The sequence below is a fragment of the Vibrio sp. 10N.239.312.D08 genome, from assembly GCF_041466145.1.
Taxonomy (GTDB): domain Bacteria; phylum Pseudomonadota; class Gammaproteobacteria; order Enterobacterales; family Vibrionaceae; genus Vibrio; species Vibrio crassostreae_C.
The window spans coordinates 1-25,034 of sequence record NZ_JBFSSD010000020.1 but is presented as its reverse complement, the minus strand read 5'-3'; the positions used below and the strand labels follow the sequence as shown (position 1 = coordinate 25,034).

The window sequence follows — 25,034 nt, the reverse complement described above, 5'->3', positions numbered from 1 at the left end:
TAGGTTATAAAGCTTGCTGATTCAGCTGTTTATTTGCACCTCAGAAAGGACTTAAGACAAAAAGGAGTATGTTGTGGTTAGAATTCGAAACTATCAAGCGAGTGATGACAAAGCACTGTGGGAGATCTTCTTTCATACCGTACGTAACGTGAATGTTCGAGATTATTCTCAACAGCAAGTCGAAGCTTGGGCACCCAGTAGCTTTGACTTTGCGTTATGGCAAAAGCGTATGAATGGGTTACAACCCTTTGTGGCTGAACTCGATGGTTGCGTAGTTGGCTATACTGACCTGCAACCAAGTGGCTTGATTGATCACTTTTTCTGTCACCACGAATATCAAGGGAAGGGGGTAGGGAAAGCGTTGATGGAACATGTTTTCACTGTGGGTCGAGTTCGTGGTATATCGAGATATTTCTCTGAAGTAAGTATTACCGCAAGGCCTTTCTATGAGCATCTTGGTTTTAAGGTGGTGAATGAACAGGAAGTCGAAATGCGTGGTGTAAAGCTGACCAATTACGTGATGGAAAAGGTAGTTGAAGATAGAAAAGTCAGTTGAATAGGCGGGCTAGTGTTCGTAGGGATACAGAAACCGAGTTTGAAATATTAATGAACCTTTTTAAGGATAACTTTTCCTGATCTATTGATATTGTCGATGAGTTCAAATTGTGTGCAAGATAATTTGTCTAATCTAAACATTGAATGAATACAAGGAGTGTTGTTCATGAGTCATGTGAGTAGATCTAAACTATATACATTGGTGTCGATGTTGTCCTTCGCTGTTGGCGTTCTTGCCTTAGATGCTGGGGTGTCGGGGTTATTTCCTCTCTTTGTTGTCGTCATCTCATTTTTTTCATTCGTCATTAACTCGTTTCTTTGTTTGTTCGGAGGTAAACGCGAAGATGGCTTTGATGCCTATCAAAAAGCAAATCAGACTCGGTCTGAAGCACTGGTCAAAGGCTTAGAAGACTCGAGCAAATAAACCTATGCCTTCAGGCGAACGGTAATCTCATTTTTGATACAGTTTTCACCTGTTTTTGGTTCTCTTCTTCAAGAAAAATCATCACTTTAGAGATAATATCCACTTCAACTAATTTCAGTGAAGGAAGTAAAGTGGGTATTGAAGCTTTAGCGTTTGTGATGGACGCATTAATCACCGCATGTTGTATGTTCATCGCCTCTAAAATGTCTTTCGTGGTCGCAGATTTTAAATCCCTTCTTACTATTGCTGTTATCGTTGCTCTGGTGTCATTGATTCCAACAGTAGGTTGGGTGTTAGGGTTGATTCTGTTTGTGTTCCTACTCGGGAAAGCGACGCACTCTAGTATTGGTGACTGCATCTGGGTAGTGGTCTTCACGAAGGTGGTATCGATGGCGGCCTTTCTGATATTCGGGCGCTTGTTTATGTAATCCGGGTTCTTGCTTATATAAAGGCAGGTTCGGCTAGTTTGATACCGATCTTAACTTGGTATTTAAACGTCAAAAGGGTGTGAGCCTGTCACACCCTCTAAGAACCTTTGATTTGTGTTCATCTTTATTATTTAGGCAGTAATACAGCATCAATCACATGGATAACACCATTGCTTGCTTCAACATCTGCCATCACGACCTGCGCTTTGTTGACCATCACGTTGCCGTGATCAATTCCTACCATTACCGCTTCGCCTTGCACTGTTACGGCACTATCAAGTTTCATCACTTCAGACGCCATTATTTTCCCTGGCATCACATGATAGGTCAGTACTGCAATCAGCTTGTCTTTGTTTTCTGGCTTCAACAGCATATCAACCGTTCCTTCTGGTAGCGCAGCGAACGCTTCATCCGTTGGCGCAAACACTGTGAAGGGACCGTCACCTTTCAATGTTTCAACTAAGCCTGCCGCTTTTACCGCTGCTACCAAGGTGTTGAAAGAGCCGTTTTCAGCCGCCACGTCAACGATATCTTTCTTCATTCCGTGGTGATCAGCGTGAGCAAAAGCCGTAAAAAGAAGCGTCGCAACTAGCACTGACATGGTTTTGATTAATTTATTAAACATATTGTCTTCCTTTGAGTTTTGTCCGTTATTTTCGAGAGGTATTACGAAAGCCCAATCGTGATAGATCAATTTGTTGTGTCTTTGAGTGAATGGTTAGCGATATCGACAGCGTCAAGCGAATAAACTTATATTGTTAAATGCTTGTTGTAATTCCATTTTGATGCTTATAGTTATTTGGTGATTATTCAAGTAATGGATGTGAATATGAGGTTTGTTTTACCAGTAGTCTTTTCTGCATTGGCTTCAATGCCTGCATACAGTGGCCTTGCTCCAAGTGAAGGCTTCAGCGGTAACTTCAGTGTATTGGCCGGTTTCTACTCTGACAGTAGTAATTTGAGTACTGAACAAGATTCGAATCAAGCCACCAACACCCAGGAAGGGGAGAGTGAAAACCAAGGGCTACTCGGCTTTTTGGGTACTGTTCAATATACTTTTGGCGAATCGCTGACTCACCAAGTGTATGCGGGTACGACATGAGAGGATATTGCAACAGGTACCATTGCGTTTGAGATCGGTTATCGATATCAACTTTCTGGTGGCACCATATTGGATTTTTCTGTTATTCCTACGCTTATCTCGGGTAAGGCTTGGACGGATCCGTATGCTGTTGGCGTTAATCGAAATGAAACGGATGTGAAAGGTAATGTAGGACGACTGCAGCTCACTAATATCGGTGGAACTGGTTTTCGAACGGATCTCGCATTTGGGCAATCAGATGTTGATGAAGAGCTATCTGGTAGCCAAGGCTTATCTCCGGAAGATACTGTGCTGCTGGATAGGGAAAGAACCTATGTGTACGCCAAAGCAGGATACCGCTTTATCTTACCAAACCACGCAGGTCTATTTGTTCCTTCAATGGTGTATTTCCACTCAGACGCAGAAGGAGGAGCACTCAGCTTCGATAGTTATGGTATTGAATTAAACTACGCGAAGAGAATCGGTCGTCATGGTTTTGTTGTCACCCTAGATGCAAGTGATCGTGAATATGATGAGTCGAATCCAATTTACGGGCAAGTACGTGAAGAGAATGAATTCGGTGCATTCTTAGCTTATGAGTTTGGTGGTTTGATGGGCTATAAAGATTGGGCGTTCATTACTTTACTGGGTTTAAGAAGCATAGATTCTAATATCGATTTCTATAACTCCGAGCAAGTATTAGCGAGTGTGGGTGTGGATTATAAATTCTGATATTCACACTATTTTAAAAATACTCATCAAAGCAGAAGTTTAAGTTCAGTCTTACTATTTGTTTAATTATTTCTGGCACTTACACCTTTAAAGGTTGTAGGTTCCCGTTGCTATCCGTAATATGAAAATTAGCTTATGGATAGAAATAATAGGATAAGGAAGCGCTTTGGAAATACAAATTAGACATTTAGAAGCAACGGATAGCCAAGATGTTTTCGATATTTATCGCCGCCCTTCAGTTTCAGAAAACACCTCACAAAAGCCTTATCTTAGTTCTGAACAAGTGGAGCGACTGTTTGGTCATTCAGACCATTTCACTCTGGTTGCGGAAGTCTCCGGCAAAGTAGTGGGTCACATTACTTTATTCATGACCACCAAGGTAAGAGACAGGCACTGCGCTGGTCTTGGTATTGCTATTCACCCGGATATGCATGGTAAAGGGGTCGGTAAGGCGTTAATGCAAGAAGCGATCAATCAGGCGGATAACTGGCTTAATCTCGTGCGTCTTGAGTTAGAGGTTCATGCCGATAACCACGCCGCTATTGCTTTGTATGAACGTGTAGGCTTTCAGTTAGAAGGCACAAAAAGACTCAGTACGTTCAAAGCGGGTAAGTACATCGATATGTTGCTTATGTCGAGAATACGACCAGATTACCGTTGAGATCGAACCAAACAGGTTCCTGCTTTAGAAATCGGTTAATGAGCAATTGATTAGTGAAATTCCTATTAAACTCTGTATAGTAGCAACCGTTTGCTTCGTATAACCCCAATGATATGGTTTGGGGGTCTCTACCAGCTCCCGCAAAGTGCTGATTACGAAGGGTTTAGATCACAATTGTGTTCTTACTCTTTGTAATGGCGTTCAAGAAAACCTCCTGTCTATTATTCAGAGTAAGTGCACACCTAAAATCCATAGTAGGTGAAATATGAACGCATTTATTCAAGGGCTCCCAAAAGTAGAGTTGCATTTACACATTGAAGGTTCGCTCGAACCTGAGTTACTTTTCCAGCTTGCTCAACGCAATGGCATTGAGCTGCCTTATTCATCCCCAGAGCAACTAAGACGCGCATACGAATTTGATGATTTACAGTCATTTCTGGATATCTATTATCAAGGTGCTGATGCACTGCGCACAGAACAGGATTTCTACGACTTAACATGGGCTTATCTAGAACGCTGTAAAGCCGACAATGTTATCCATACTGAGATTTTCTTTGATCCTCAGACACATACCGATCGTAGCATTGCATTCGATACCGCTATTAACGGCATTCATCGTGCGCTTGAACAGGGTCATAAAGAGTTGGGCATTACCTCTCAAATCATCGCATGTTTTCTGCGCCATTTATCTGAAGAGAGCGCCATTCAAACGTTCGCAGAGGTATTGAAGCATCAAGATAAGATCGTCGGGGTTGGACTGGACTCTTCTGAATTAGGACACCCACCAGAGAAGTTCAAGCGTGTATTCCAACAAGCAAAACAAGCGGGCTTCTTGACGGTGGCGCATGCAGGAGAAGAAGGGCCGGCTCAAAACATTGTCGATGCGATTGAAATGCTCAGCGTGAGTCGAGTGGATCATGGTGTCCAGTGCATGACAGACGAAGCTCTAATCGAAGAGCTGATTGAAACCAAAATGCCACTGACGGTGTGCCCACTGTCGAATATTAAATTGCGTGTATTCGATGTGATGGAAGACCACAACATTGTCGAACTGCTCAGAAAGGGTGTGGCTGTAACGATTAACTCGGATGACCCTGCTTATTTTGGTGGTTACATGTCGGATAACTTTAATGCGGTGAGCAAAGCTCATGAGATGACGCATCAGGAGTTAGCGCTGTTTAGTTTGAATGCGATAGACGCGAGCTTTATTGAAGCGCCATTGAAGCAGCAATATCGAGAGCTTGTTCAAGGTTACTTAGCTAAAGCTGATTTTGACCAGAATTTCTAGCCGCTGTGCCCATTTACTAGCAGCTGAGTATAAAGCGCTAGGATGGCCAACTAAAGTGGATGGTAAAGTGTTATCGACTGAGTCTGCTTAATCTCTATAAGCCTAAATCATCTAGATGAAGACAAAAAAAGAAGCTGGCAGTTTGCCAGCTTCTTTCATTCTTAAATTAAGCTCATTGAGCTACTTGTTCACGTAGTCTTTGAATTTCTGCTTGGTTTCAGCATCCGCTTTTTCGTACCAGAAATAGAGCATCTCTTCAGCTGTATTTGCTGCATTTCCGTCAATCTTTGCTGGAAGCGTTACCGGTTGTGCGACAGCAGCTGCTACGCCCGCGCTAGCACCTACTGTAAGTGCAGCGATGCCGCCTTTCTGGTTGTACTCCTTCGCTTCTTGTGGGTACTTACGACCAATCTGCATGCCATCTTTGATAAGTTTGTCTTGCTTAACACTGATTGCATTTTGGTTTTTATCAACCAGTTTCCAATCTAAGTTTTGAAGGCCTTTTTTCGCTTCGTTGGTGTTACGGAACTTAGGCATGTCAAACGTCAATGCTGTGTCTGTCGCATCAAAAGTAGCAATAATGGTATCGCTATCGACAAACTCTCGGTCGTTACCTTGGCTGAAAGCCAGTTGATATTTGAAAACGATTTGGTTTACGCCATCTGGAACGGTGATCGTTTTGCTCGAAGAGAAGAAACCACCGTCAAGATCGGGTTTAGCTTCATTTACAGCTAAGACTTCGACTAAAGCATCTGCGCTAGAAGGAACTTCAATTGTTACGTCAGCTAACACTTGTGGTGCTGCGATAATTGTCGAAAGCAGCGCAATGGATTGTAATGTTTTCATAGTCATACAGTTATTTAGGTGAGTAGTTCTACACTCGCATGCATAAAGAAGTATTTCAAGTTGCCTTGTCTCGATTTGGAAAAATTCACCGAAACTTAACCAAAGCCTAGTTTTTGAACGTGTCGATTGTATGGTTTCTGTGCGAGTGAGGGCGTGATCTTGAACTTTCCTCTGTCACGTCATCATCGACGTCCAGTGAGGCTTGAGGAGAAGGTAAAGAGATATAAATAGGAATAATTGCCGCCACCCAAATGGTATAGATGGTAATGACTCGGTTGAAGGCGACAAACCAGGTTTCGCTGCCGCTACCAGATAAGTAGTAACCCAATAAGGTAAGTAAGGTGCAGCCAATAGCCCACATCACGGCTGATAGTGGATCTTTCGTTGTGGCTGCGAGCAAGACTATCGTTATGTAGGGCACGGCCATGGCAATGCCCAAAGGAACATGACAGTCGACCACAAAAATGATTGTGGCACCGAGTGCTAAGAATAAATGTGGCCAGTGCTAGGTAAATTTACATTCCATATCATATGACACCTTCTTTTACCCCGTTTTTCGTTGCTGATGGAGTTTGTGTATTAATCGTGTTGCTTGATGGCTGTTGACTATCAAGCGATTGATGAGTTGCTGAAGTAATTCAGCCTCGGGCATGATGTGCTTCTCCGTTACCTTCTCAGCTTCGGTTGCGAGCTCGAATACTTCACTCATTTCATACCTTGATGCAATCGCTTTAACCGCCTTTAATGTTCTGGATAGATCATCTTGCTTGGCATCCGAAAATAGCTCTATCAACTCATCGATTTCGTTTTCTAGCTCATCAACGAGACAAGTTAAGCATTTGAGTTTCTCGTCTGTTTTAAGCTCATCGTTAGTTAAAAATTGGCTACGCGACAGTTCTTCCTCTGTGAGTGGCAATTTGTTCTTAGGGTGACGCGTTAACATCGTGATGTTACTTTTTTCCTTGTTTGGAAGATTGTGTGTGTTAACGGAGTGATGGCGGTTGACCTCAAACTGTTGGTGAAACTCGTTGATGGCGTTTTGTAAGCTGTTTTTCTGTAACGGTTTGGTGAGTACAAAGTCTGCGCCTGATTCGATGAATTCATCGTGGGCCTCTTTGAATACATCGGCGGTACATGCAAAAACAACCGTAGTCAGCTTGAGTTCGCCACGGATTTTTTGAATCGCTTCAATACCGCTCATGTTGGGCATATGGTTGTCCATTATGATCAGGTCATATTGGTTTGACGCCAACTTATCTAAGGCCTGTAAACCGTCGTAGGCATTCTCAACCGTTAAGTTTATCGACTCACAGAACTTCCTAATCACCATTGCGTTGATCTTGTTATCTTCGACTAACAATACTGAGAAGTCATCGAGAGTCTCATTGGTTTTGGTTGGCGTTTGGTCGATGACTTGTTCTTCAAGCTCATGCATTTCTAACGGCAAAGAGATCTTAAATTGAGTGCCCAAACCAAGCTGGCTGGAAACCTTAATTGTTCCGCCCATCAGTTCGACTAACTGCTGAACAATGGAAAGCCCTAACCCTGTGCCACCAAACTTACGGGTTGTTGAAAGCTCAGCTTGTTCAAAGGCGGTAAATATATGGTCGATCTTGTCTTCTGCTATACCAATACCCGTATCCGTCACTAAAATATTCACGATTGGTGGAGTAGTAGGGGCTATCAAGAATTCTACTTCGACCTTTCCTGACTCAGTAAATTTGACTGCATTGCCTGCTAAGTTAAATAAGATCTGACGTGTACGTGCAGAGTCACCAATCAACTGAATATTGGTAGGAATGTTATCTTTAATGATAAAAGCGAGGCCTTTGTCTTCTGCAAGAGGTGTCAATGTTTTATCAAGGTGTGTCACGACGTCGGTGACAGAGAACGGGCTGTATTCCAACTCCATCTTGCCTTGCTCCACCTTAGAAAAATCAAGAATGTCATTCAATATGGTGACGAGATGCTGACCAGAGTCAATGATGATTTGGGCGTGTTTACGAGTATTCTCGCTGTGTGAATCCTCCTTGATTATCTGAGCGATGCCTAATACGCCATTCATTGGGGTGCGTAACTCGTGGCTCATGGTAGCGAGAAAGAGAGATTTTGCTTCGCTGGCTTTTTCTGCTTTGTCTGCGGCTTCTTGATAGGAGAGGTTGTTTCTTTTGAGTTCGAAGACTCGAAAAATAAACATGGTGAATGAGAACGCTAAAGTCAGCAACGCCAAAACGATAATAAGCTTAACGATGATACTTTTAAGTTGGTCTTGCAGATCGGTAAACTCATGCTCAATATGTTCAATATACTCCATGCTGTGTGCTGAAAGTACTTGAGATAACAGCTGACTTTGTTGTTGGTTGAGTTCGGTAAACGTTTTATAAAGGTTCGCCAGCTCGGAGTTAACACCTGAATGGTTAATTTCGATTCCCCCAACCAACACACTCGCAAGAAGCGCGCTTTGAATGTCGATATTTGCGTTGTTTATCTCAGCATCAGTTGAGTTGCTCTCTGTGAGTTGTAGAGTCAAAGATTGCAAAATAAACTGACGAGCCACACTAAGTCCTACTAGGTTGTCTAGCGTATCTAAGTTCGACATTGAAGCATCGTAAAAGCGAGCCAATAATTGCGCTGTCGGTAAGTGTTTAAAGAACGTAGAGTGAATATTCTCGCTTTGATAACTTTCTCTGAGTAGTTGCAACTCTCTTTCTAAAGCAACCAAATCTGCAGACATTTGATAAGGGTTGGAAATACCCGCAAGCGCTGCATTGGTGATATGATCACGCATTTCTAATACTTCATGGCCTAACTGCCGAATAGGCACTCCATATTCGGTGACCTTTTCATGCTCGGAGTAGGTCAGCATAATAAAGCTAATTAAGCCGATGAAAAGCGATACAAACAGTAGAAATATGAGTCTGATCTTATTCATTTTCAAACTCCATTAACATTTGAGGACGGTTACCGGTTAGGGATTCGAGGAAGACTTTAATATCGTTTATGGTCTGTTTTTCAAACGTTTTACCGAGTTGGCTTTCACCCATTATTTTGATCGCTTCTTCGAGTGTGGCTGTTTGCCCGTCATGAAAATAGGGTGCAGTGATCGCCACGTTTCTTAAGCTCGCAACACGAAATAAATCCTTATCTTGTGGTTTAGCGGTAAACATAAAACGACCTTGGTCTTCACTTCGCTCGGCTCCTGTTTTCGATAACCCAAAGTAACCAAATCGCATCACCATGCCTCCACCAATGTTGGTACCTTGGTGGCAACGAATACAGCCTTCTTCTTGAAAAGTTTCCCAACCTCGTTTGGCGGTTTCAGAAAGTGCTGCGCTGTCACCTTGTAAATACAGGTCGAAAGGGGCATTGGGTGTGGTCAAACCCTGCATAAATTCAATAAGAGCAGCCTTAATTGAAGCTTCGTCAATGGGCGTTGATTGTTCTTGGAATAAGTCGATGTAAGTTTTCGATTGAGACACATAATCCGTAATATGTTGCCAGTTTGAATCCATTTCATCGACGTTGTGCACTGGGCCATCAATTTGATCGCCGAGGTTGTTTACTCGACCATCCCAGAAGAACCGATAGTTAAAGACTGCGTTAAAAACGGTGAGTGAATTTCTCATCCCTGCGCCGTTTACGCCAATCGAAACTGGAATTACCTCTGCGCCGTTGGTTTGCAGGCTATGACAACTTTCACAGCTCACACTGCGGTTAGAAGAAAGGTTCGGGTCTTTAAATAGCACCCAACCAATTTTGGCCAGCTCATGATTTATCTCGGGAGAGTTTGGAATCGGAGATATGGGTTGGCTTGAAGCGACGGTTTTATGTGCGTGCTTTTCTTCGGAATGGGCGGAGTGCCCTGAAGAGTGATAGTCATCATGATTGCTTTCATGGGCGTGATTTTTTTTGTGTTCGAACGAGGTGTGCATTTTTGAAGAGGCCGCGTCATAAACTAGCAAAGCGACTGAAACGACAATGACAATGATGCTTATTCCTGCAAAATATGGCGTTTTCATAACATTAGTCCATCTAGTTTGACAATTATGGCAACTCAGAATCCTTCTGATATCACCTTCATTTTACTTTCCAATGATAGGTGTTATTTATAAAGCTAGTTGCGCATATGTGATGTTGCAAGACAAGTGGTAGGAAATTAAATCGCTTAGGCGGTTATCTAGCGGGGATTGATAGGGAGGTCTAGTCAGAATTGAATGAAGCTCTTTCAAATGAAATCAAGCCGAATGGCGTTAAACGAAGAAAGCCGTGGTAACTCAAGTGAGTTATCACGGCTTTCGTACTCGATTATGTACTTACTATAAATCTTAGTTAAATACACATCTATACAGTTTGCATCGCCTAGATAGGCTTATTTAGCTTGCGCTGCTGCCGCTTCTAGTTGCTTAAGTTTACCTTGAAGCATGTATGCATTCTGGTTGAAGTTACCTGGGTTCAGTACTTGGCTATTCTGCATAGGGTAATCTGGTAGCGTCGTCATAAACTCTTGAACCTGATTTCCTACTGGAACGAATAACCACATGTTGTCTGCCATCCAGCGTAGGTACATACCAGACTCGTGCGGTGCTTTCTCGAATGGGTCAGCACGTAGGTGAACAACTTGAGGCCAGTTTGGTTGGAAACGAACTGCATCCACAATGTTACCATCCATCACAGCAAACGAAATCTTGAAGTCATTCCAACGTACTGCGTTTAGCTCAGCGTTAGCAGAGAAGTAAAGCATGCTGTCACGAGGGCCTTTCTCTTCTTTACCTTGGAAGTAAGGCAGGAAGTTGTAACCATCTAGGTGTACGCGCCAGTTTTTACCGTTGTAAGTTGCACCTTTGTCAGATGCTAGCTTCTCAACCACTTTATCATCACCAGCGGCTGCTAGTAGAGTAGGAATCCAGTCTTGGTGGCCCATGATATCGTTGATTTTAGTTCCAGGTTTGATAGTCCCAGGCCAGCGAACTAGCTGAGGCACACGCATACCACCTTCGTAAGTTGTACCTTTCTCACCGTGGAAGTAAGTTGCGCCGCCATCAGGCCAAGAAACCGTTTCAGCACCGTTATCGGTAGAGTAAATTACGATAGTGTTGTCAGCGATTTTTAGTTCATCCAGCTTGTCTAGAAGCACACCAACATGGTCATCATGCTCTAACATACCATCAGCATAAATACTGATACCTGACTTACCTTGGTATTTCTCTTGTAGGCGAGTCCACACGTGCATACGAGTGGTGTTGTGCCAGATGAAGAATGGTTTGTCAGCTTTTACCGCTTTTTCCATGAATGCTAGAGATTCTTCTAGGAACTCTTCATCCGCATGCTCCATACGCTTACGCGTCATTGGGCCAGTATCTTCAATCTTACCGTCAGCAGTAGACTTGATTACACCACGAGGGCCGTAGTTCTTACGGAACTCTGGGTCTTTAGGGTAGTAATATGTTTCTGGCTCTTCTTCGGCGTTTAGGTGGTACAGGTTACCGAAGAACTGGTCAAAACCGTGGTTCGTTGGAAGGTGTTTGTCTTGGTCACCCATGTGGTTCTTACCGAACTGAGCTGTCATGTAGCCTTGTTCTTTAAGAAGGTCTGCGATCGTTGGAGCCCAATCAGGGATACCGTGGTCCGAACCTGGCATGCCGATAGTCAATAGACCAGTACGGAAAGGTTCTTGACCTGTTAGGAATGCAGCACGACCAGCAGTACACGATTGTTGACCGTAGTGGTCAGTAAATAGTGCGCCTTCGTTAGCAATACGGTCGATGTTAGGTGTTTCGTAACCCATCATACCGTTGTTGTATGCACTGATGTTGAATACACCAATGTCATCACCCCAGATAGCAAGAATGTTTGGTTTTTCTGCTGCTGTTGCCGCTGAAGAAGCTGCTAATAAGCCAACACCTAATGCTAGTTTATTAATTTTAGTACCCATAAGGACTCCGATTCACTTTTAAGATTAATGCGTTAGAACAACGCATCGATGAGCAAATGTTATTCTCAAAATTCCGTTACGTCCTTTTATAGTGCTTATAACCAATCGTTATGATGCTTAGGTAACCTATTGATTAATATCAGCTCCAGTGGGTACGTAGAATAAAGCCTTAGTTTGTATGTGTGATCCTTATCATGTTTGTTGGCGTAAACCTTATCGATGATTTCTGTATCCGTATTTCAATAAAAATGACAAAAAGATTAATAGCTTAGGGAATCTCGCGCATGTGTAAAAAATGGACTATACGTTGTAGGGCAGGATGCAAATAACTTACGAAGAGGTTTCTATGACAGCGAAATATGGCGCTAAACGTCGATTAGCGATTTTGGGTACAGCGATGATGGCCGCGTCCAGCGCCACTTTTGCGGCTGAAAAGCCAAATATATTGGTTATTTGGGGGGACGATATTGGTCAATCCAATGTGAGTGCATACACCTTCGGTCTCATGGGTTACAAGACCCCGAATATTGATAGCATCGCGAAAGAAGGGATGATGTTTACGGACTATTACGCAGAGCAATCTTGTACTGCGGGTCGCTCTACCTTTATCACGGGACAAAGTGTATTACGAACGGGTTTGAGTAAAGTAGGTTTGCCGGGCGCAGACATTGGCTTACAAGCAGAAGACGCGACAATCGCAGAAATGCTGAAACCTATGGGTTACATGACAGGTCAATTTGGTAAAAACCACCTTGGCGATAAAGATGAATTCCTTCCAACAGCACACGGGTTTGACGAATTTTTTGGCAACCTTTACCACCTAAATGCTGAAGAAGAACCAGAGAATGAAGATTACCCAACCGATCCTGAGTTTCGTAAGAAATTTGGCCCTCGTGGTGTCATTAAGTCATTCGCTGATGGCAAGATTGAAGATACCGGTCCACTGACGCGTAAGCGTATGGAAACGGTTGATGAAGAAACACTAGACGCGGCACTTGATTTTATGGATCGCGCAGTGAAAGCGGACAAACCATTCTTCGTGTGGTGGAACGCGACACGTATGCACTTTAGAACGCACGTGAAAGCCGACAGTAAAGGCGTAACCGGTGTCGGTAACTACGCTGATGGTATGGTTGAGCACGATCGACACGTTGGGCAACTATTGAAGCAAGTGGATGAGTTGGGTATCAAAGACAACACGATTGTTTTCTACTCAACGGATAACGGCCCTCACATGAACTCTTGGCCTGATGCGGGTACAACCCCGTTCCGTGGTGAGAAAAACACCAACTGGGAAGGCGCATACCGTGTACCAGCAATGGTTCGTTGGCCTGGTAAGATTGAACCAGGAACCGTATCTAACGAAATCATGCACCATATGGACTGGATGCCAACCTTCGTTGCCGCCGCTGGTGATGACCAAATCAAAGAGAAACTACTCAAAGGTCATACTGCCGGTGATAAAACGTTTAAGGTTCACTTAGATGGTTACAACTTCCTTCCTTACCTAACGGGTGAAGAAGAGAAAGGCCGTCGTTCGGAGATCTTCTACTTTACCGATGATGGTGATTTAGCGGCGCTTCGTTACAACCAATGGAAAGCGGTGTTCATGGAGCAGCGTGCAACGGGTACCATGCAAATTTGGGCTGAACCGTTCGTGACGTTACGTCTTCCTAAGCTGTTTAACCTGCGTATGGACCCATACGAAAACGCAGACATTACATCGAACACATATTACGACTGGTTGTTAGACCATGCTTATATGTTCGTTCCAGCACAAGCGTATGTGGGCAAGTTCCTAGAAACCTTTGCTGAATATCCGCCACGTCAAAAAGCTGCGAGCTTTAGCTTGGATCAGGTAATGGAAAAACTGCAGGAATCTCATAACAAGTAAGTGATTGTTTGAGTGAAACTGAACAGATTGAAGAGCTCTTAGGAGCTCTTTTTTTATGCGCATATCGATGAGTAAATCCCGGTCGTGAATACGAATCACAACAATCGAGCTCATTGCCACTAAATAATTGTAAATTCGTTGTTTTTACGTCTACCTTATTAAGCATAAGGATGTATAAAAACAAGGAATGTTATGTCTGCATGGTTGTGCTCACTGGTAAACGGATTGAAACACCAGCGAGTCGCAGTATTATCCGCAATCTTGTCTTCACTGATGTTGTCGCTGTTCAGTCTGAACGCCTATGCCAACGAGCAAGATCCTAATATCAACTCTGATATTTCAAAGGCCAACTCTGTAGCGTCACCCGTTAGCTCTGACGCTTTACCTATCGGTTCTAAAGCCAGCTATGTCGGTTCGGAAGCATGTGTTGATTGTCATAGTGAAGAAGTCGCAGCGTGGGAGGGCTCTCATCATGATATGGCGATGAAGCACGCTACAGACGAATCTGTATTAGGCGATTTCAACGATCAAACATTCACTCATGACGGTAAACCCAACCGATTTTTCCGCAAGGGCGAAGAGTTCTGGGTCAATATTGAAGGGCAAGACGGCCACTTTAAAGATTACAAAATCAGCTATACCTTTGCCTTTGAACCACTACAACAATACATGGTTGAATTTGAAGACGGCCGTGTACAGTTGATTCCTTTCGCTTGGGATTCTCGCACTGAGGGCGAAGGCGGTCAACGCTGGTTTCACCTCTATCCTGATACCACCAACACCGATGAATTCTACTGGACCAATAGCGGTCAAAACTGGAACTTCATGTGTGCTGATTGCCATTCAACGAACCTAGAGAAAAACTACGACAGCGCGAGTAATACCTACAACACTACTTGGTCTGAGATTAATGTCGGTTGTGAAGCGTGTCATGGCCCTGCGAGTGAGCACGTTGAAAAGGCTCAGCTAGCAAAAGCTAACGGTGGAAAGGATGCTCCAGTCTCGGCGCATTATGGTTTTGACCGCGACTTGTCGAAGTCGGTCAAAGAGTGGATCTATCAAGAGGGTAATTCAACCCTGCAACCAAAAGACATCATCCATACCAATCAAGTTCAAACCTGTGCTCAATGCCACAGCCGTCGTACTCAGTTAAATGAAACGGGTGATCACGTTAACGGGTCTTTCTTTGATAAGTATCGCTTGAGCTTGATTACCCCAGAGCTTTACCACAACGATGGTCAAATCTACGATGAAGATTACGTTTACGGATCTTTCCTTCAATCCGTGATGGCTGAAAAAGGCGTCACATGTACTAACTGCCACGATCCTCATACCGCTGAACTAAAAATTGCGGAAGAAGCCGTGTGTAGCCAATGTCATATTGCATCAGAATACACGCCTGAAAAGCACACATTCCACGAAGCGAATACTGAAGCTTCACAATGCACGACTTGTCACATGCCAGAGACGACTTACATGGAGGTCGACCCAAGGCGTGACCACAGTTGGCATATCCCACGTCCTGATATTAGCCAACACATTAAAACGCCGAACGTGTGCACTAGCTGTCATGCAGATCAAACCGACCAGTGGGCAGATAAGCAAATCGGTGAGTGGTTCCCAGATTCTAAGTATCGTAATCAGCAGCACTTTGCCGTTGCCTTTTATGCTGACTCGATAGGGCACAGAGGTGCAGAGGATGCGTTGGCATACTCGGCTCAGGACTCTAGCTTAAGCAATATCATTCGTGCATCGAGCTTAGAACGTTTGGGCGGTAATACGGGTAAGAATACGCTTATTTCGCTGGCAAGAACGGTGAAACATGATGATGAAATGATCCGTTTGGGTGTGGTACAAGGCTCGTCTGGTTTCCCATTCACTGACCGTTGGCAAATTCTAGAGCCGCTACTGAAAGACCCTGTATTGTCGATTCGTTCAGAAACCGCAGGCGCATTAGTGCGTTATTGGGGAGAAATGAACCCTCTGCAGAAAGACCAAATCAAGCCTGCATTAGAAGAGTACATTGAAATACAGCAATTTAATGCCGACAGAGGATTTGGACGTACTAACCTAGGCAACGTTTACCGAGATTTAGGCCAGTACGACAAAGCGATTGAGTTTTATCTAGGCGCTATCGAGATTGAGCCTTATTTCGAAAACAGCTACGCCAATTTAGCGGATTTGTATCGAGCGCAAGGTAACGAGGCAAAAGCGTTGTCGACCTTGAAGCAAGGTATTGAAGCTCAGCCTAAATCGAGTGTTTTGCCATACAGCACAGGATTGTCTCTGTTTCGTGTGAAAGATTACGAACAAGCAACGGACTACCTTAAACAAGCCGCTGAAACTGCGCAAACCGACCCTCAATATTGGTATGTGTACGGATTGGCTTTGGAAAAATCGGATGTGCTTGCGGCAAGTCAATCACTGCATAAGGCTTACCAATTTAGCCGCAACCCACAGCACCTGTATGCCCAGTGTGAAGTGTTGGCGCGAAACAGTCATATACCGGGCGTACCAAAGGCGTTTGAGCAATGTATTTCATCATTGAGCAAAGTGGCACCGCCGGAAGCCATTAACCAATTGAAAGCTAGGTTTAAATAAAGCGATGAGGTGAGCTTGGCTATCGAGCTTGCTGCTTATTCCGCTTGTAACCAATTATCGCGTTTATAACTAATAGTTATGGAGCTTGTGAGTAGGATGTACGCAGCCAGATTGAATTAAGGGAAGACCTATGAACCATGCGCAACAAGCAATAAACCAACTGATTGAACAAACAGAGAAAAGTGTTATCGGTCAGAGCCACGTCGTTCGGGCTCTGGTGATAGGGTTATTGACTAATGGCCATGTGCTTTTAGAGGGACTTCCCGGTACAGCGAAAACTCGCTCAGTAAAATCGCTGGCGAATCTACTGAACACCAGTTTTGGTCGAATTCAATTTACGCCAGACCTGCTGCCATCTGATGTGACGGGCACGGAGGTGTATCAAGAGCTTGATGGAAAGCCTCAGTTGCATTTCCAACCGGGTCCTATTTTCAACAGCATTGTATTAGCCGATGAAGTGAACCGCGCGCCTGCAAAAGTACAGGCTGCTCTGCTTGAAGCGATGGCGGAAGGGACGATTACGGTGGGTGGTCAAACTCACATCCTGCCAGATTTGTTCATGGTGCTAGCCACACAAAACCCAGTTGAGCAAGAAGGTACGTATCCACTGCCTGAAGCACAAATGGACCGTTTCATTATGAAAGTGACAGTCGACTATCCAGAAGATGAAGCTGAACGCGACATCATTCGACTTGTGCGCAGTGAGGAACTCGGTAGCGAGACCAGTTCAGAATTAGTCACGCCACAACATATTGAACCTGAGTTGGTACTTGAAGCTCGGCGCCAACTTCCAGACATTGCCGTTTCTGATTTAGTTGAGAACTACATTGTGGCCTTGGTGATGGCAACTCGTAAGCCAGAGCGTTACCCAGAATCAAACTTGTCTAAATGGATTGAGATTGGTTCAAGTCCGCGTGCATCTATTTCATTGGATAAATGTGCTCGCGCTTATGCGTGGCTGCAAGGGCGTGACCATGTCACGTTGGACGATGTGCGTGCCATGTTACCAACCGTATTAGGTCACCGATTCTCGTTGTCTTACGACGCATTGGCCGATGGTGTTGACCATCAAAGAGTGGTTGAAGAACTGCTCGATAATGTTGAGATTGGATAACTAGGGGGCGTCATGGCGAAGCCAACACAAGCTCCCAAATCGCAAGGCCTTGATCCACGACTGTATTGTGATTATTCAAGGTTAGTGCGAATTCAGGCTCAAGCTGAGTCGTTTTCACTGTTACCTCATTTAAAAGCGGGCAGCGTACTTTCGGGCAGACATAACTCTTTGTTCCGTGGTCGTGGTTTGAACTTCGAAGAATTACGTCATTACCAATTGGGTGATGATATCCGTAATCTCGATTGGAAAGTTACGATGCGAACGGGTAAGCCTCATGTTCGTAGCTATACCGAAGAGAAAGACCGTAATGTGATGATCTGTGTCGATCAGCGCAGTTCGATGTTCTTTGCGTCTCAAAACACCATGAAATCTGTTGTGGCTGCCGAAGTGGCGGCATTGTGTGGATGGCGAGTGCTGAAAGATGGTGATCGAGTTGGTTTCGTTTTGGCGTCGCACCAAAAGCTCTTTCATACCAAAGCGCAGCGTTCTCAATCGGACTTATTGGCTCAGTTAAAACATCTTACCAAGGCTAATCAAAGCTTAGGTGTCAGTGTGAGCGATAGCGAAGGTGTTGGATTTAGCCAGTGGATTGAACTGATAAAACGAATGAGATTAAAGCAATCGACCTTAATCTTTATTAGTGATTGGCGAGATTGCCAAGAGCAACATCTTGACCGACTAAAGCAACTGCAACAACACAACGACATCTTAGCCATTATGGTCACCGATCCATTAGAACAATCATTGCCTCAAGATCTGGCAAGCGCAAACTGGGTGGTGGGTGATGGTCGCTTTCAACTTAATCTGGATAGCCAATCTAAGGTTAACCTCGCAAGTAAAAGCCTTGCCCAAAAAGCGGCACTTCAGAAACTGTCCCTTGCTAAATTGATGGCGATGAAAAACCTCCCTTATATAGAATTAGACACGTCGGGCAATCACATATCACAGCTGCAGAAACTAGTGGGAGGGCGCTAAATGGCTGTTGAACATACGCCTCCAAGTACTTATATCCTTCGCGACCTACATGATGTCGCCATTCCTGACAGTGTGAGCTGGGCTCCTCAAACGATCGGCTGGAAGATCCTTGGCGTTATTCTGTTATTGGTCGCTATCTATCTGGCTTATCGCTTGGCGTTAAGGTGGTGGAATAACCGTTATCGCAAAGAAGCGCTTCAAGAACTCATGGTACTGGATGCAAGAGACAAGAACTCAACCGAACGAACCTTTAAAGTCCTCAAAGTGGTGCTTCGTTACCTAGACAGCAGTAATGCCAAGTTGTTTGGCCAAGCTTATGTGAACCGTTTGAACGCTTATCTGCCTGTTAGCGCCAACACGAGTGAAAACAGCAATGCGTTCTTTGCCGATGAAGTTTCGGAATTATGGATGCAAAGCCTAATTGACCCTAATGTGCGTTTGAGCTTTGAACAGCGTTTAGAGGTAATTCAAACCGCGATGATGTGGCTAAAACTTCACAAGCCGAATGTACAGGTAACGGTTGAGGGGCAAGACAATGTTTGATGTTTTATCTGCCAGTTTTGAATTTGCGCATCCGCTGTGGTTTATTGCGCTGCCTTTACCGTTGTTGGTCTACTTTGCGGTGCCAGCTTATCGAACTAAGCAAATGGCGATTAAGGTGCCATTTTTTCGAGAATTGGTAGAAGCGATTGGGGAAGCACCGTCAGAAGGTGCAAGCCAGTTAACTCCAAGCTGGTGGCAACGAACCACGCTCATTATTACTTGGGTATTGGTCGTGTGTGCGTTAGCGAAACCAACCATTCTTGGTGAGCCACAGGTTCGCGAACAATTGGGTCGTGATGTGATGGTGGTGGTCGATTTGTCTGGCTCAATGGCGGAGCAAGATTTCACTTCTAAACAAGGCGATAAAATCTCTCGTTTAGATGCGACCAAAGAGGTGTTAGCCGATTTTGCGAAAACCAGAAAAGGAGACCGACTCGGTTTGATCTTGTTTGGTGATGCAGCGTTTGTACAAACGCCATTTACCGCGGACCAAGATGTATGGCTTGAACTGCTTAATCAAACCGATGTCGCGATGGCAGGGCAAAGTACGCACTTGGGCGATGCAATTGGCTTGGCGATCAAGGTGTTTGAACAAAGTGAAAAGCAAAGTGCTGCCGTTCAAGATTCAAACGTCGACACCAACGAAAAAGAGAAAGTCGTGATCGTATTAACAGACGGTAATGATACAGGAAGTTTTGTTGAGCCTATCGATGCCGCAAAAGTCGCCAAGGCTAAAGGCGTTCGAATTCACGTTATTGCGATGGGCGATCCGCAAACCGTTGGAGAGGTTGCTCTGGATATGGAAACCATCAAGCGTGTCGCTCAAGAGTCAGGTGGCGAAGCCTTTGAAGCACTTAACCGCGACGAACTGACCAAAGCCTATGCTCAGATTGGTGAGCTTGAACCTCAGTTATATGAAAGTACCACTTATCGCCCTAAACAGGGGCTGCACCACTATTTGATGGCGATTGTTGTAGTGATGTATTTGACCGCATTCAGCTTAGCAACGATACGCCGAAGATCGCTGCTCGCTTCTTCTGTTAAGAATTTGAAAGGAGAGAGTGATGCCTGATTCTCTCACGATACAACAGTTTTTTACCCAGTTTCATTTTATCCGACCATTGTGGTTGTTGGCCTTTATTCCAATGTTTTTCCTGTTATGGGTTCGTTGGAGAGAAGAGACCAAACCAACGTGGAAAGACATTATACCTGCACATTTACGTGATGCATTGACGATTGGCGAAACAGGCTGGCGCAAGCAACTGCCGTTGAAGCTATTGGTGGTAATTGTGACTATCGCCATCATTATCTGTTCTGGCCCAACATGGCAACGTGAAGCATCGCCTTTTGGTGAAGACAAAGCGTCGATGTTGGTTGTGCTTGATAATAGTGAATCTATGCTTGCTAAAGATTTGCCTCCAAGTCGCTTGGAACGATCTAAGCAGAAAATTAGAGACTTATTGGCAGCTCGCAAAGGCGGTAATACGGGCTTAGTGGTTTATGCAGGCAGCGCACACGTGGCGATGCCCGTCACGCAAGACAGCAAGGTGTTTGAACCGTTTCTAGCGGCTATCACACCCGATATCATGCCTGTTTCAGGTAAGTCAGCAGAGGAAGCACTGCCACTGATTAATCAGCAACTGTCTGGTGAGTTAGGCTCTTCTGTACTGTTGGTATCAGATGGTGTAAACCCAAGCACCATTAGGGCGTACGAGAGTTTCTTTAACGACAATCCGTATCAGTTGCTCATTCTCGCCGCAGGAAACAGTAATGTGGTGAGCGATAACCCTGTCGACCTAGATTCACTGCGTAACTTAGCGAGTAAGACGGGTGGACGAGTGATTGAAGTGACCGTTGATGATTCGGATATCCAACAACTGAACAGAGCGGTTGAAAGAAACATGCAGCTCAACGGCGAATCTTCAATGCCTTGGAAAGACATGGGCTATGGACTGCTTATTCCAATGGCTTTCATTATGTTGCTATGGTTCAGAAAAGGGTGGTTGGTGCAGTGGTGTGTCGTTGGTTTGATGATCACAAGCAGCATGTATTCACCAGACACTTTGGCGAAAACAGTCAACTTAACCGCTGAGAAACCAGTTGTGGTGGAGTCGGTTACTACTTGGGACAAAACAGCTCAATGGTGGTGGGACTTATGGTTAACGCCCGATCAGCAAGGTCAACGCCTGTTGAATCAGAAAGAATATCTTCAAGCTGCCAAACATTTTACTGACCCAATGCGAAAGGGCGCGGCTTATTACTATGCTCGTGATTTTAAGCTCGCTCACAGTGCGTTTTTGCAAACCAAAACTGACCTTGGTTTGTACAATGCAGCGAGTGCGTTAGCTAGGCAGCGTGAATACCTTGCCGCACGAGACCTCTTGAAATCATTAAGTGAGAAAGAGGATCTGTCACCAGAACTAAGAACGGATGTGGAGAACAATCTTGCTGTGCTTAGTGGAATTGTCGAAGAGGTAAACCGAACCAGTGAAAGCCAGTCTGGAACCACAGATGGCCCTGAAGAATCTTTAGAACTCGAAGACGATCAGCCGCGAACGGGTGATGGCGCTGAAGAAGAAACGGTAGCGGAATTGATGCTTAAGGAAACACTTAACGCGAATGAGATTTTGGGCAGCCAAGAGCTTGCCGACAAGTGGTTAAAGCGAGTAGAAGCCGATCCTAAGTTCTTCTTGAAATCCAAATTCCAAATTCAGTTAAGAGATCCTGCGCCTTCCATCGAACAAGCGTCAAAACAGGAGCAAACGCAATGAGTCGATATGATTTAGCTCTTGAAGCGATTCAATCAAAGCGAGCGCGATTCACAGCCCGCACATGGTTGTTGTCGATGACTCTTATGTTGAGTTGGTTTTTTCCTGCTGTTGCTTCTGCTGCCGATATCTTCGATCTGCAAAAAAGTGGTGACGTTGAGCTTATCGCTTGGATTGGCGAGAAACCCAAGTCAGGCGACAAAATAACGCCGGGCAAAGTCAGCGTAAATGAGCAGGTCATTCTGAACATTGAGGTGGCGACACCGCGCTGGTTAACGGGCGGCACTCGAATCGGCAGTATCGAAATCCCTAACGTTATCGCTAAGCAGCGTAACCAACTCGCGACGAACTACACAGAAAGAGTCGGTGGTACTACATGGTCACGTCAGCGTTGGGAAGTGACGCTTTATCCGATGACTTCCGGTGAGTTTGTTATTCCAACCGTACCGGTTCGTATCCAAGTTTCTGCTCCTGATGGTTCAAACGTGGGCGGTACGCTTTACACGCAGCCGATTAAGTTTGAAGCTTCGTTGCCTTCAGGTTTACTCGATAATGAAACGCCTTGGTTTTCTGCGACAGAAGTAGATATAGAGCAGCAATGGCAACGCTCAAGTGAAGAGCTAAAAGTTGGCGATGCTATTACTCGAACTATCACGATTAAGGCAAAAGACAGCTTTTCTGTGTTGCTGCCAGATGTGCTAACCAATAAGTCCACTAAGCAGTTCCAAGCTTACCCACAGCCCAACCGTTTGGATGACACTCAAGAACGTGGTGATTATCGCTCAAGCCGAGTTGAACAGACTGTATATGTGATTCAGCAGGGTGGTGAGTTTACGCTGCCAGAGTTTTCATTTCAGTGGTGGGACAGCAAAAATCAACGCCTTGAAAACGTGGTGATAAAAGGCGAAGTGTTTGAAGCCAAACACACAGTCCAATCTTTCATCAAGGCCTACATGTCGGTGTTTATTAGTGTTGGTTTGGTGTTGTTAGTCTGCATTGCGTTGATTGTTTCGGTTAAGCGTTACTACGCAAACCGCCCAACACCGAGTTGGCTGGTACTACGTCGTTTAGTTAAGCAAGGTAATTGGGCTGCATTAAGAACCTTTATCTACCGTCAATTGCGAAACCAAACCTCTCAGTTAGAACTGAATAAAGTGCAACTGGATAAAGCGCAACATGGTAAATCAAATGGACAAAAGCGTTGGCTAGAAGATAGCGAAGCCTTTCAACAAGGATGTGAAGATAAAAACGTATTCACTCGTTTATGGAAAGGGTTACGTAACTTGCCCAGTGACACATCAAACTCAAGCAATTCTCGTTCAATTGCTGCTCGCTTGAAAATCCCTAAAGCCTTGCCAAACTTAAAAGATAGAACTAAGTAGCAAACTTTAGTTATTCGCATCGAACATAATCGGCAGGTTCTCTACTATGGGGAACCTGCTTCTTTAATATGGAACTGTATGAAAAGTACCGAACTAAATCTAATTCCTATATTTGTTGCTATCTATGAAGAGCAGAACTTATCTAGAGCTGCTAATCGCATGGATATAAGCCAACCAGCAGTGAGTAAAGCACTTGCAAGGTTGAGAGATATCTATGATGAGCCACTGTTTCATCGCACCACATCAGGCGTAGAGCCAACCACATTCGCTATTGATATCTATCCTGCAATGGCCGCTGCACTTAAAAACTTTACTTCTACCTTATCCGCATCAAGAGACTTCGATCCTAAAACCTCAGGCCGCGTGTTTTCCATTGCCTGCGTCTCGGCGGCGAGCTACGAAATGATGCCAAAAGTCATGCGGTTAATCAGCCAAGTCGCACCAGGTATCGCGTTAGAGGTTCATCCTCTGTTTACCGAAGACTATGAGTCTGATTTAAGGCTGCAAAGACACGACGTGATTGTTGATATGACGCCTAAAGGAAGAACCATGCTTAAGCACGAGGTGATTTCTACAGAAGAGCTGGTGGTGGTGTGTAGTAGTGATCATCCTACGGTTGGCGATACCATCGATATGGAACAGTTCTTAGCACTCGAGCATGTGGTGGTCTCTAGGTGGCATGCGCGCAAAAGCTTATTAAGCTCTGAGCACTATAGTGACCTTGAGAAACGTAGAATCGTGTATCGCGCAGCGGGCGTTGTAGAGATGCTTCCTGTTATCGAAGGCTCTGAGTACATCGGAGTAATGCCTATTTCATCAGTGCGTTGTTTTGCTGAAAAGTACGCGGTAAAAACACTACCATTACCCTTCGAGTTGGAAGACCTCGATATGTGTATGATTTGGCATCCAAGCCGTACTAATGAACCAAGCCATAAGTGGTTACGAGCTAAGATCAAAGCGGCAGCAAAAGAGTTATCAAGTTAGCCTATACAAGGACATAGCCATGGACAGCATTCTCGTGATTTTAAACGGAAAGAAAGCCAATATCCCGGAATTAAGGCAAGCCATCTTTGCGGCGAGGGACAATGATATTGACCTGCAAGTTAGAGTGACTTGGGAATCGTCGGACATGTTTCGTTTGGTAAGCGAGGCAATATGCGATGGTGTTAAGCGTCTGATTGTTGTCGGTGGCGATGGAACGGTGAATGAAGCCGTTAACGCGCTCAACCAGTTCCGTGCCAGTGAAAGACCACAACTGGCGCTTATCCCAATGGGCACTGCGAATGATTTTGCTACCGCAACGGGAATACCTAACGATATTTCGGGTGCTTTTGAACTAGCGCTGGAAGGCAAGGCGTTTGCGGTGGATAGCGCGCGTGCGAATGACCGCTATTTTATGAATGTCGCTGCGGCGGGTTTTGGTGCTGAAGTCACAGCTGAAACGCCAGTCGAGCTTAAAGATTTTCTCGGTGGCGGTGCGTATACACTAACAGGTGTGGTGAAAGCACTTGGCTTTAAGCCCTACAGTGGCACGTTGCCCATAGACAAAGGCAGCTTTACCGGCGAGATCCTTGTTGGTGCTTTTTGTAATGGTCGCTTAGCGGGTGGAGGACAAGAGTTAGCACCCAATGCATTGATTGATGATCGCTGTTTACCCAGTCGGGTATCGAGCTATCACGCGCCACCATGGCAAGGTGGGTTATCCAAGTCAGTGAGAAGTTCGCCCCGCTGTATGTGGCCTTGAAGGAGAACCTACTTCAACAAGTGGTGGTTCAGGCGGATGAAACGCCGCTCAATGTGCTCAAAGAAG

Annotated in this window: 19 protein-coding genes, 4 pseudogenes and 1 riboswitch; of the genes and pseudogenes, 17 read left to right on the top strand and 6 right to left on the bottom strand. The window is 44.8% G+C overall.

Annotated elements, in window-relative coordinates:
• The first annotated feature begins 73 nt into the window (after positions 1–73).
• From AB6D58_RS12450 to AB6D58_RS12440, 3 genes are all read left to right on the top strand, one after another.
• Positions 74–556, top strand: a complete 483-nt coding sequence (locus AB6D58_RS12450; protein ID WP_372097256.1) for a GNAT family N-acetyltransferase — start codon at positions 74–76, stop codon at positions 554–556.
• 165 nt (positions 557–721) lie between these two features.
• A complete protein-coding gene (locus tag AB6D58_RS12445; protein ID WP_048611086.1) occupies positions 722–979 on the top strand; it encodes a hypothetical protein in 258 nt (85 codons plus the stop codon).
• Positions 980–1,110: 131 nt separating this feature from the next.
• Positions 1,111–1,407 carry a hypothetical protein gene (locus AB6D58_RS12440; protein ID WP_372157399.1) on the top strand — a complete coding sequence of 99 codons (297 nt, stop codon included), beginning with the start codon at positions 1,111–1,113 and terminating at the stop codon, positions 1,405–1,407.
• A gap of 127 nt (positions 1,408–1,534) precedes the next feature.
• On the opposite strand, the gene AB6D58_RS12435 is transcribed toward AB6D58_RS12440, so the two are convergent.
• On the bottom strand, positions 1,535–2,032 hold the full coding sequence (locus tag AB6D58_RS12435; protein WP_372157397.1) for a fasciclin domain-containing protein: 498 nt from the start codon (positions 2,030–2,032) through the stop codon (positions 1,535–1,537).
• A gap of 204 nt (positions 2,033–2,236) precedes the next feature.
• Here AB6D58_RS12435 and AB6D58_RS12430 point away from each other — a divergent pair.
• The 3 genes and pseudogenes from AB6D58_RS12430 to AB6D58_RS12420 all read left to right on the top strand — a co-directional run bounded on the left by AB6D58_RS12430 (position 2,237) and on the right by AB6D58_RS12420 (position 5,169).
• Positions 2,237–3,220: pseudogene (locus AB6D58_RS12430) on the top strand (DUF2860 family protein).
• Positions 3,221–3,386: 166 nt separating this feature from the next.
• Complete coding sequence (locus tag AB6D58_RS12425) at positions 3,387–3,881, top strand: GNAT family N-acetyltransferase (RefSeq protein ID WP_017066469.1); 495 nt, start codon at positions 3,387–3,389, stop codon at positions 3,879–3,881.
• 75 nt (positions 3,882–3,956) lie between these two features.
• A riboswitch (purine riboswitch) is annotated at positions 3,957–4,056 on the top strand.
• A 90-nt stretch (positions 4,057–4,146) separates the two neighbouring features.
• Positions 4,147–5,169: an adenosine deaminase gene (locus AB6D58_RS12420; protein ID WP_102393770.1), complete on the top strand. Its 1,023-nt coding sequence runs from the start codon at positions 4,147–4,149 to the stop codon at positions 5,167–5,169.
• A gap of 180 nt (positions 5,170–5,349) precedes the next feature.
• On the opposite strand, the gene AB6D58_RS12415 is transcribed toward AB6D58_RS12420, so the two are convergent.
• From AB6D58_RS12415 to AB6D58_RS12395, 5 genes and pseudogenes are all read right to left on the bottom strand, one after another.
• Positions 5,350–6,015, bottom strand: coding sequence for a DUF2057 family protein (locus tag AB6D58_RS12415; protein ID WP_017060014.1), 666 nt, complete (start codon positions 6,013–6,015; stop codon positions 5,350–5,352).
• Between the two features lie 106 nt (positions 6,016–6,121).
• Positions 6,122–6,546, bottom strand: a pseudogene (locus AB6D58_RS12410) (hypothetical protein).
• A gap of 13 nt (positions 6,547–6,559) precedes the next feature.
• A complete protein-coding gene (locus tag AB6D58_RS12405) occupies positions 6,560–8,947 on the bottom strand; it encodes an ATP-binding protein (RefSeq protein ID WP_372157395.1) in 2,388 nt (795 codons plus the stop codon).
• Positions 8,940–10,034: a cytochrome-c peroxidase gene (locus AB6D58_RS12400; protein ID WP_372157393.1), complete on the bottom strand. Its 1,095-nt coding sequence runs from the start codon at positions 10,032–10,034 to the stop codon at positions 8,940–8,942. The genes AB6D58_RS12405 and AB6D58_RS12400 overlap by 8 nt, the downstream gene beginning before the upstream one ends.
• A gap of 350 nt (positions 10,035–10,384) precedes the next feature.
• Entirely contained in the window at positions 10,385–11,947 is a 1,563-nt protein-coding gene (locus tag AB6D58_RS12395) for an arylsulfatase (RefSeq protein WP_017064704.1), read from the bottom strand.
• A gap of 346 nt (positions 11,948–12,293) precedes the next feature.
• On the opposite strand from AB6D58_RS12395, the gene AB6D58_RS12390 reads away from it, so the two are divergent.
• The 11 genes and pseudogenes from AB6D58_RS12390 to AB6D58_RS12340 all read left to right on the top strand — a co-directional run.
• The gene (locus tag AB6D58_RS12390) at positions 12,294–13,841 is read left to right on the top strand and encodes an arylsulfatase (RefSeq protein ID WP_017060009.1); all 1,548 of its coding nucleotides are present in this window, start codon (positions 12,294–12,296) and stop codon (positions 13,839–13,841) included.
• Positions 13,842–14,033: 192 nt separating this feature from the next.
• Positions 14,034–16,442 (top strand): tetratricopeptide repeat protein, encoded by a 2,409-nt coding sequence (locus tag AB6D58_RS12385; protein ID WP_372157391.1) that lies wholly within the window; start codon positions 14,034–14,036, stop codon positions 16,440–16,442.
• A 130-nt stretch (positions 16,443–16,572) separates the two neighbouring features.
• Entirely contained in the window at positions 16,573–17,556 is a 984-nt protein-coding gene (locus AB6D58_RS12380; protein WP_017094550.1) for a MoxR family ATPase, read from the top strand.
• Between the two features lie 12 nt (positions 17,557–17,568).
• Positions 17,569–18,531 (top strand): DUF58 domain-containing protein, encoded by a 963-nt coding sequence (locus AB6D58_RS12375; protein ID WP_372123008.1) that lies wholly within the window; start codon positions 17,569–17,571, stop codon positions 18,529–18,531.
• Complete coding sequence (locus tag AB6D58_RS12370) at positions 18,532–19,074, top strand: DUF4381 domain-containing protein (protein ID WP_017066901.1); 543 nt, start codon at positions 18,532–18,534, stop codon at positions 19,072–19,074. It begins immediately after the preceding gene.
• Positions 19,067–20,146 carry a VWA domain-containing protein gene (locus AB6D58_RS12365; protein ID WP_102332862.1) on the top strand — a complete coding sequence of 360 codons (1,080 nt, stop codon included), beginning with the start codon at positions 19,067–19,069 and terminating at the stop codon, positions 20,144–20,146. Before AB6D58_RS12370 ends, AB6D58_RS12365 begins: the two co-directional genes overlap by 8 nt.
• Positions 20,139–21,845 (top strand): VWA domain-containing protein, encoded by a 1,707-nt coding sequence (locus AB6D58_RS12360; RefSeq protein ID WP_372118153.1) that lies wholly within the window; start codon positions 20,139–20,141, stop codon positions 21,843–21,845. The genes AB6D58_RS12365 and AB6D58_RS12360 overlap by 8 nt, the downstream gene beginning before the upstream one ends.
• Complete coding sequence (locus AB6D58_RS12355) at positions 21,842–23,224, top strand: BatD family protein (RefSeq protein WP_372157388.1); 1,383 nt, start codon at positions 21,842–21,844, stop codon at positions 23,222–23,224. Before AB6D58_RS12360 ends, AB6D58_RS12355 begins: the two co-directional genes overlap by 4 nt.
• A 78-nt stretch (positions 23,225–23,302) precedes the next feature.
• A complete protein-coding gene (locus tag AB6D58_RS12350; protein ID WP_017064697.1) occupies positions 23,303–24,208 on the top strand; it encodes a LysR family transcriptional regulator in 906 nt (301 codons plus the stop codon).
• A 19-nt stretch (positions 24,209–24,227) separates the two neighbouring features.
• Positions 24,228–24,869 (top strand): annotated as a pseudogene (gene yegS, locus AB6D58_RS12345) (lipid kinase YegS); the annotation flags it as partial.
• Positions 24,869–25,034 (top strand): annotated as a pseudogene (locus AB6D58_RS12340) (transposase); the annotation flags it as partial. The pseudogenes yegS and AB6D58_RS12340, both read left to right, overlap by 1 nt.

Bases quoted from the DNA above. Each gene is read 5' to 3' on its own strand.
- AB6D58_RS12445 (WP_048611086.1), top strand. From the start codon at position 722: ATGAGTCATGTGAGTAGATCTAAACTATATACATTGGTGTCGATGTTG.
- AB6D58_RS12435 (WP_372157397.1), bottom strand. From the start codon at position 2,032: ATGTTTAATAAATTAATCAAAACCATGTCAGTGCTAGTTGCGACGCTT.
- AB6D58_RS12420 (WP_102393770.1), top strand. From the start codon at position 4,147: ATGAACGCATTTATTCAAGGGCTCCCAAAAGTAGAGTTGCATTTACAC.
- AB6D58_RS12415 (WP_017060014.1), bottom strand. From the start codon at position 6,015: ATGAAAACATTACAATCCATTGCGCTGCTTTCGACAATTATCGCAGCA.
- AB6D58_RS12405 (WP_372157395.1), bottom strand. From the start codon at position 8,947: ATGAATAAGATCAGACTCATATTTCTACTGTTTGTATCGCTTTTCATC.
- AB6D58_RS12400 (WP_372157393.1), bottom strand. From the start codon at position 10,034: ATGAAAACGCCATATTTTGCAGGAATAAGCATCATTGTCATTGTCGTT.
- AB6D58_RS12395 (WP_017064704.1), bottom strand. From the start codon at position 11,947: ATGGGTACTAAAATTAATAAACTAGCATTAGGTGTTGGCTTATTAGCA.
- AB6D58_RS12390 (WP_017060009.1), top strand. From the start codon at position 12,294: ATGACAGCGAAATATGGCGCTAAACGTCGATTAGCGATTTTGGGTACA.
- AB6D58_RS12385 (WP_372157391.1), top strand. From the start codon at position 14,034: ATGTCTGCATGGTTGTGCTCACTGGTAAACGGATTGAAACACCAGCGA.
- AB6D58_RS12380 (WP_017094550.1), top strand. From the start codon at position 16,573: ATGAACCATGCGCAACAAGCAATAAACCAACTGATTGAACAAACAGAG.
- AB6D58_RS12375 (WP_372123008.1), top strand. From the start codon at position 17,569: ATGGCGAAGCCAACACAAGCTCCCAAATCGCAAGGCCTTGATCCACGA.
- AB6D58_RS12370 (WP_017066901.1), top strand. From the start codon at position 18,532: ATGGCTGTTGAACATACGCCTCCAAGTACTTATATCCTTCGCGACCTA.
- AB6D58_RS12365 (WP_102332862.1), top strand. From the start codon at position 19,067: ATGTTTGATGTTTTATCTGCCAGTTTTGAATTTGCGCATCCGCTGTGG.
- AB6D58_RS12360 (WP_372118153.1), top strand. From the start codon at position 20,139: ATGCCTGATTCTCTCACGATACAACAGTTTTTTACCCAGTTTCATTTT.
- AB6D58_RS12355 (WP_372157388.1), top strand. From the start codon at position 21,842: ATGAGTCGATATGATTTAGCTCTTGAAGCGATTCAATCAAAGCGAGCG.
- AB6D58_RS12350 (WP_017064697.1), top strand. From the start codon at position 23,303: ATGAAAAGTACCGAACTAAATCTAATTCCTATATTTGTTGCTATCTAT.